Genomic DNA, 7,640 nt, shown 5'->3' on the forward strand with positions numbered 1-7,640 from the left:
AATATGAGTGAAATGGAGAAAATTACAATTGAAAATATAGTTGCATCAACATCACTTGCTGAACACCTTGACCTTAGCAAAATTGCCCTTGCCTTGGAGGGATCGGAATACGAGCCGGAACAGTTTCCTGGTTTGATTTATAGGCTTAAGGAACCAAAGACAGCGGTGCTTATTTTTAGAAGCGGAAAGGTAAACTGCACCGGTGCAAAAAATTTGGAAAATGTTAAAAAAACAATAGACATAATAATTGAAAAATTAAAAAAGGCCAGTATAGAGGTTTATGATAACCCTGATATTATAGTTCAGAATATTGTTGCTGTTTATGATCTTGAATCTGATCTAAACCTTACAGATATAGCAATGTCTCTTGGCCTTGAAAATGTCGAATATGAGCCTGAACAGTTTCCGGGGCTTGTATACCGTGTTGAGGAACCAAAGGTTGTTCTGCTCCTTTTCGGATCCGGAAAGGTTGTATGCACCGGGGCCAAGGAGGAGAGTGAGATAGAACAGGCTGTTATAAAGGTCAAAAAAGAATTGCAGAAGGTTGGCCTTATCTAAAAATCCTCATTTTTTAATATTTCCCTTAACAGTGAGGTTGCATATATCCCCCTGCCAAGGGAAAATTGCAGTTTATTTTTTCCTATTATTGAGAAATTTACAGGGAGTGCCGATGCTATTCTGAGATCTCCTGATGAGCTTAACTCAGGATAATCCTTTATTTTAAAATCATTAAATGAGATATTCTCTGAGCACATTATCTTTTTTTCTATTTCACCCTCAATACCGGATGATAATTTTGTGTTATAACCTATTACAGGAATTGCAGCCCTTATTTTATTTTCCTTTGAAAGAAGATTTAACTTTTCCTGATTGTATTTATCGGCCCTCATTATATTATTTTTATCAGGATTAAAATATTTATCAACAGGCATAAAATAATCCCCGTCAATAATCTCATTTAACTTTTCTATGATTTTCATTCTCTCCGATAAAATCCTGTTGTATAAAAATGATTGATATGAATGTATAAAGAGCATTGCAAGATTTTTTGGCAGCACATTAAATGCACCTGCATATGTTTTATGCTCTTTAATATAACCAAGAATGGATCTTTCAAATGAAAGATATTTTGGAAAATTTTTTAATGCCTCATCAACATTTTGACTCTGAAAAAAGTCTATTCTATAATATTCCTTATCAAACTCAGGATCGTAAAGGTAAAGCTTTACAGCGTCCTCATACCTGCCCTGCAGGATCAGCCTGCCTATTCTGTGTGTGTTCATTCTAAATGAACCAAACCTTTGATACCCAAAGAAATTTGGAAATCCACCATTTTCAAAGATTTCCTTCACTGTACTGTTTATATTTTCATTATTATCGTAATCTGATTTGATTTCTACAATAAACTCATTTCCGATCAGGTCTCCAAGCCTTATCATATGATTTGACCTAAATACTTCCATCACCTCGGCATCCTTAATATTTAAATTAAAATAATCAATAGTGTTTTTATTCTCAATATTAATACAGAAATACTGGGTTGTTATAGCAGTTTTATCCTTTGTTCCACCGTAAGTTATCCTTTTTTTACTTATATGCAGTAATTTTGAGAGAAATATTACAAATTTATTTGTATCCCAGTTCCTTAATTTTACCTTTAAAATTGTATATTTCCCATTTATATCTTTCTGAATATCAGCAGGTATTTCATTTACAATAAAACTTTCAGGATTGAATTTTATTATACCGTTGATTTTAGGAGTGTGCGTTGAATAACCATGTATTCCTATATATGTTTCATTCATGAATCAGAATATTTATTTCATATATTAACATAATAAGATTATTTTACAAAATAATAAATGTTCTCTATAATGCCGTTTGATTTCTTTTTTGTACCTATTTTACCTGACGTAACAAGTTTATTGATCATAAATTCTATTTTATTTTCCAGCAGAATCTGTGATCCTATACGGATATAATCTGCATTGGTGCCACCCACCATATCTGGTGTGCCAAGAAAGAATTCTATTATTTCCTCCTTTGTCATTTCCCTACTGGACAGTGCCTTTGTTATATCTGATTCATCCATGATTATAAATAAGAAATTATTTTATAAATATTTTGAGTAAATAGTGGCCAATTTCCATGGCCAATTCGCTTTATTTCAGGCCTAGTAATTGAAATTCTGATAGTTTGGCGGCTCCGAAACTATTCTTATATCGTGGGGATGGCTTTCCTTTAGACCATTATTTGTTATCCTGATAAACACAGAATTTTTCCTTAATTCATCAAGGTTATGTGCACCAATATAACCCATGCCAGTTTTTATGCCCCCAACGAACTGGAAGAGATTTTCTGACACATGTCCCCTGTACGGGACTGATCCCTCAACACCCTCCGCTATAAATTCATTGTTTCCAAGCTTACCATACCTATCCGATTTCCCGGCCTTAATTGCACCTATTGATCCCATGCCCCTGTATGATTTGTATTTTCTTCCGTTTATTATCATTTCAACTCCGGGGCTTTCCTCTGTACCTGCCAAAAGTGATCCAAGCATAACAGTGGATGCACCTGCAGCAAGGGCCTTAACCATGTCACCAGAGTACCTTATTCCGCCATCGGCTATAACAGGAATGTCATGCTTTACAGCAACATCAGCAACACTGGAAATGGCTGTTAGCTGTGGGACACCAACACCTGCCACTATTCTGGTTGTGCATATTGAACCGGGGCCAATGCCAACCCTTAGACCATCAACGCCTGCAGATATAAGGTCCTCAGCAGCCTCTGCAGTGGCTATATTTCCAGCAATTATATCTATTGATAATTCCTTTCTAATTTTTTTTAATGATGATATTACATTGCAGTTATGTGCATGTGCAGTGTCAATAACAACAAAATCCGCCCCTGCCTTTTCCAGATTAATTGCGCGATCAATATCATAGGCGCCTATGGCCGCACCAACCATCAGCTGCCCGTTTGTATCCCTTGATGCATTGGGATATTTTTCCCTCGTTTTAATATCCTTTGCCGTGATAAGTCCCTTTAATTTACCAGCCTTATCAACAAGCGGAAGTTTTTCTATCCTGTTTTTATAAAGTATGTACTTTGCATCCTCTATTGATACGTTTTCATCTGCAGTTATCACATTTTTTGTCATTATGTCCCTTATTTTACCTGAGGAATCCGAAAATTCAAGATCCCTTTTTGTTAAAATACCAACAAGCTTCCCACCAGAAACCACAGGTAGGCCGGCAATATTTTTGGTAATCATTATGGTCCTTGCAACGTTTACTGGCGTTTCAGGATCAACAGATATAACGTTTCTTATAATTAGTGTTTCCTCCTTTTTCACCTTTTTAACCATCTCAATTTGCTCGTTTGTTGACATATTTCTGTGTATAACACCAACAGCACCATACCTTGCCATGGCTATTGCCATCTGATCCTCTGTAACAGTATCCATTGGTGAGCTTACAATTGGGACACCCAAACGTATATGCCGTGATAGTTTTGTTGAAACGTCCGCCTCCCTTGGTTCTATTGGCGATTTAATGGGCTTTAATAATACATCATCAAATGTATATCCTTCTTTAATTTCTGAGAATTTTTGGCTAAACATTGTGAAGTAAGATTTAAACAGTATATAAGATTATTGATTAACAGTCAAATTTATATTTAAAAAACCTGATAATATATAATAAATTGAATTTATGAATTATAACCGATTAACATTTAAGTAAGTATGTATTAATCCATTAATGGAATTATTTAATGACAAGGCCAGGATACTTGAATATTTTCAAAAGCACGGAATTCTGGTAACAAAGGAGGCAATGGACATTATACTTGAAAGAAGCATGGGCGATCTTATACCAAGCATGATCAGTGATGAGGTTATTCAGAGCGGGTATCTTACTGAAAATGATGTCCTTAAACTAATAAGCACACCAAAAAGGGAAAAAATGGATTTCGAAGTTTATATTCCAGATATTAAATCACACAGTTCGGTTGAGGATTTTAGAAAAATGTTTGTTGATCGCTATGAGAGAATTAGAAAAATGATAATACAATCAAGTGAAATGCGTGGTACATACAAAATCAGCACTGCAAAAAAGACATATGGCAAGGTAAAGATTGTTGGAATGGTAAGCGAGGTAAGCACCACCAAAAATGGCCATAAGAAACTATTGCTTGAGGATCTTGATGATAATATAAACGTATTCCTGCTGAAAAATAAGGGATTAAATAATGAGTTAATAATAGAGGATGAGGTAATAGGGGTAATTGGATCTGTTTCAAATTCCGGAAGGGAAACTGTATTATTTGCAGATGAAATTATAAGGCCTGACATACCGTACAAAATGATTGATGAACAGAAAAAACCCCCTGTGTATGTGGCATCCATTTCTGATATACATGTTGGGAGCAAAACATTCAGGGAAAATGATTTTAAAAAAATGATCGCATGGATAAAAAAATCCATGGATGAGGCGGAATCGTTAAAGTACCTTATACTTAGCGGTGATGTTGTTGATGGCATAGGTGTTTATCCTGGCCAGGAAAATGATCTTGACGTTCTTAATCCTCTTGAACAGTATGAAAAACTGGCAGAATATATAGACGAAGTGCCTGAGGATGTAAATGTGTTTATCATGCCTGGAAATCACGATGTTGTGAGGCTTGCCGAGCCACAGCCGATTTTTTCAAAGAAAATAAGCAGTTTTTTTAAGAGTAATACTGTTATGCTTCCAAATCCATATAATTTAAGGCTCGAGGGAAAAAACGTGCTTGTATACCATGGAATGTCTTTAAATGATATGATAGAACTTGTGCCAGGGGCAAGCTATGCAAGCGTGGGATCTGCTCTGGAAGAACTCCTAAAAAGAAGGCATCTGGCACCGCGTTATGGTGGAAAAACACCAATAATTCCATCTGAAAGGGACTACCATGTAATAGATGAGGTACCCGATATTTTTATAACGGGTCATATCCATTCATATTCACAGGGCAATTACCGTGGTGTAAGATATATAAATGCGTCCACATGGCAGTCCCAAACAGAATATCAGAAGATGATGAATTTTTCACCAAATCCTGCAATAATGACACTTTTTGACCTTAATTCAAATACAACAATAGTAAAGGACTTTAAATCGGAAGATTAGTTCTCTATTTTCATAGATATAATAAATACCATAATTATTTTACAATGTCCTTTTGATTATCTCATCTATTTCATTTTTAAACGTATTAAGGAAATCGTTGATGGCCTCGTCCTTAATATTTTTGGGAGCACTTAAAATGCCTATTTTTGCTGTTATTTTTGCCATTTTTGCCATTGAATCGTATTGTTTAATTCTGGCCTCCATGAATTCTTCCAGAACATCCTCGATCTGCCTTTTTAAATCTTCATCTTCATTTATTTTTTTTCTAATATATTCCTTGATTAAATCCTTAAATACATCACGCACCGCCTCTATATACATTTCTTCGGATGGTGCCGTTTCCAGAATGCTTTTTATGTAATTATCTATATCATTTTTCATAATTAGTTAATCCATACAGGTAAATAATTTTAACCATAGCCTTTGAAATAAAATTTATAGGATTAAAACGTAAGATGGTGAGATTAGATTAATAGTTATCAGAATTGATTGCATTATGGCTTTGCTAATTAGATGTGGGAAAATTTAAATAAAATCTTTATCATATTGAATTTATGAATAAAAAGATAGTGTCTATAGGGCTAATTATTCTTGTTATAGGTGCGGCCCTATTCATTGTTGGATCATATGAATCAGGCTTAAATGTTCAAAAATATACACACACTGAAGTTAGTCTTTATAAAAAAGGAGAATATATTACAGAAAATATGACATTAAAAAGTGGCTATGAAATATTAATTGAGGGGGGCCCATCAAATGCAGGTCTTATTAATTCAAAAAATCTGAGCCAGGTCAATTCAACCAATCTAGTGAAATATGAATATGGATCAAAGTATTATGAGGCGGTTGGATCGGACAAGGTTTTTGGTAATATGCCTGCAGGCACATACACCTATGTTATGTTCAATTCCACAAAGCCTTCTTTAAAGTATGAATATGCACCGGTATCTGCCATAGAGGGGTATGGGGTTATGGTTATAATAGGCCTTATAACAGGTTTAGCCGGTTTTATAATATTAATAGTAGGTGTAATAAAAAAACCAAAAAGACCACAGAAGGACATATACGATATAGATAATCTTGATGATCTAAATAACATAAAGTAATAAATTTAATGTTTTATAATATTTTTTGATAATATTATGTTTTTCCAGAATTTAGAACCCGTTTCAAATTTTGTAAAAATTATTGTTGCAATACCAAATAAGATTACTGTTGCTATAATATTAATGTATTCAATTCCGATTGGAAGTATGACAGGAAGCAGAAAGCCACTTACGGCCGCAAAATTCATGCTTGGACCTATTTTTTTAGGCTCAACATTCAGGTTCCGGCTTATTATGGGAAGCAGTGATATCATACCAAGGCCAAAGACAGTAAATATTACAGCAAGTACAATATCGTCTGTAAGGAAGAAGATAATTCCACTTAATGATACTATAACAACTGAGGCATAAAATATCTTATATATTGATATCCTGTTAATTAAATATGGAAGTATTATATATGCAGGAACTGCAAAAGAATATGCAATTATTGACTCATATAGGGATGCCGAACCAAGAAATGATGGAACAACTTCAAGTATATATGCTGGAGTGAAGCCAAGAATGAATAAAATAAAGATTTTAAATGAAAAATCAAACTGAAACTTCTTAACAAGTGGGGATATAACATTATGTTTTTTAGAAAATATTATGGCGGGTACAAAGACAATTCCTATTAGGGAAACCAGAGACCATGATTTCAAAAACATAAAGAATACGGCAGCGATAAGCCATCCTATGGCCCATCCACCCATGGTTAATCCTATGATTATTCTGTTTTTTGTAATGGATGAAACCTCTATTGCTGCAGATGTCGCAGTTCCATAAAATATTCCTATTAAAAACCTGCTTATGAACATCTCCGGAAAGGTTTTTTCATATGAAATTAAAAAGGATATTATGGACATCACACTTATTGAGAAAAGGGCCAGCCTCGGCACACCCATGCGGGCTAGTGGTGCATAGATAAATGGTGTAAACATTCTTCCAATAAAGGGTATGCCAAGTAAAATAAATGCCTCAAGATATGTAAAATGCAAGAGATCAACAATATTATCTATAAAAAATGCAAAGTCCATTAAAAAGAATGTTGCCACTGAATATGAAAAAACTGGTAATATTTTATTGAAATTAAATGTTACAATGTTGATGTTTTTTTTATATAATCCAATCATGTTTTTACGAATTGCTTATGTATATTTATATGTAAGCATTTATATTATTATTTATATAGTAATTTGTTCTAATTAATATTAATTTTGTATCATAAACTTTAGTAGCATATAATGGTAGAGATAAAGCACTATATTAAATTATTGTGAATAAAACATACAATGATGCCCTGAAATGAGTTCCCTAATAAAGTTATTGCTTTTCATATAACGTATCTTCCTTTTCTCCATATGCCGTTGATGGTGTT

At 33.9% G+C, this 7,640-nt stretch carries 8 protein-coding genes; 3 read left to right on the plus strand and 5 right to left on the minus strand.

The window, feature by feature from the left end; all coding sequences use genetic code 11:
- Positions 1 to 3: 3 nt before the first annotated feature.
- Positions 4 to 558, plus strand: coding sequence for a TATA-box-binding protein (locus AOG54_RS08060; protein ID WP_048101990.1), 555 nt, complete (start codon positions 4 to 6; stop codon positions 556 to 558).
- On the opposite strand, the gene truD is transcribed toward AOG54_RS08060, so the two are convergent.
- From truD to guaB, 3 genes are all read right to left on the minus strand, one after another.
- Positions 555 to 1,805: a tRNA pseudouridine(13) synthase TruD gene (gene truD, locus AOG54_RS08065; RefSeq protein ID WP_055032595.1), complete on the minus strand. Its 1,251-nt coding sequence runs from the start codon at positions 1,803 to 1,805 to the stop codon at positions 555 to 557. The genes AOG54_RS08060 and truD overlap by 4 nt on opposite strands.
- A gap of 38 nt (positions 1,806 to 1,843) precedes the next feature.
- Entirely contained in the window at positions 1,844 to 2,092 is a 249-nt protein-coding gene (locus AOG54_RS08070; RefSeq protein ID WP_055032596.1) for a hypothetical protein, read from the minus strand.
- An 81-nt stretch (positions 2,093 to 2,173) separates the two neighbouring features.
- Positions 2,174 to 3,628, minus strand: coding sequence for an IMP dehydrogenase (gene guaB / locus AOG54_RS08075; RefSeq protein WP_048101993.1), 1,455 nt, complete (start codon positions 3,626 to 3,628; stop codon positions 2,174 to 2,176).
- A gap of 139 nt (positions 3,629 to 3,767) precedes the next feature.
- Here guaB and AOG54_RS08080 point away from each other — a divergent pair, with 139 nt between their 5' ends.
- Positions 3,768 to 5,174, plus strand: a complete 1,407-nt coding sequence (locus AOG54_RS08080) for a DNA-directed DNA polymerase II small subunit (RefSeq protein ID WP_048101994.1) — start codon at positions 3,768 to 3,770, stop codon at positions 5,172 to 5,174.
- A 39-nt stretch (positions 5,175 to 5,213) separates the two neighbouring features.
- Here the strand turns inward: AOG54_RS08080 and AOG54_RS08085 are convergent, their stop codons facing one another.
- Complete coding sequence (locus tag AOG54_RS08085; RefSeq protein WP_048101995.1) at positions 5,214 to 5,555, minus strand: hypothetical protein; 342 nt, start codon at positions 5,553 to 5,555, stop codon at positions 5,214 to 5,216.
- 173 nt (positions 5,556 to 5,728) lie between these two features.
- Between AOG54_RS08085 and AOG54_RS08090 the strand changes: the two genes are divergently transcribed.
- Positions 5,729 to 6,280 (plus strand): hypothetical protein, encoded by a 552-nt coding sequence (locus AOG54_RS08090; protein ID WP_048101996.1) that lies wholly within the window; start codon positions 5,729 to 5,731, stop codon positions 6,278 to 6,280.
- Positions 6,281 to 6,285: 5 nt separating this feature from the next.
- On the opposite strand, the gene AOG54_RS08095 is transcribed toward AOG54_RS08090, so the two are convergent.
- Positions 6,286 to 7,395 (minus strand): MFS transporter, encoded by a 1,110-nt coding sequence (locus AOG54_RS08095; protein WP_048101997.1) that lies wholly within the window; start codon positions 7,393 to 7,395, stop codon positions 6,286 to 6,288.
- Between the last annotated feature and the right edge of the window lie 245 nt (positions 7,396 to 7,640).

It is taken from the genome of Acidiplasma aeolicum (genome assembly GCF_001402945.1).
Lineage (GTDB): Archaea > Thermoplasmatota > Thermoplasmata > Thermoplasmatales > Thermoplasmataceae > Acidiplasma > Acidiplasma aeolicum.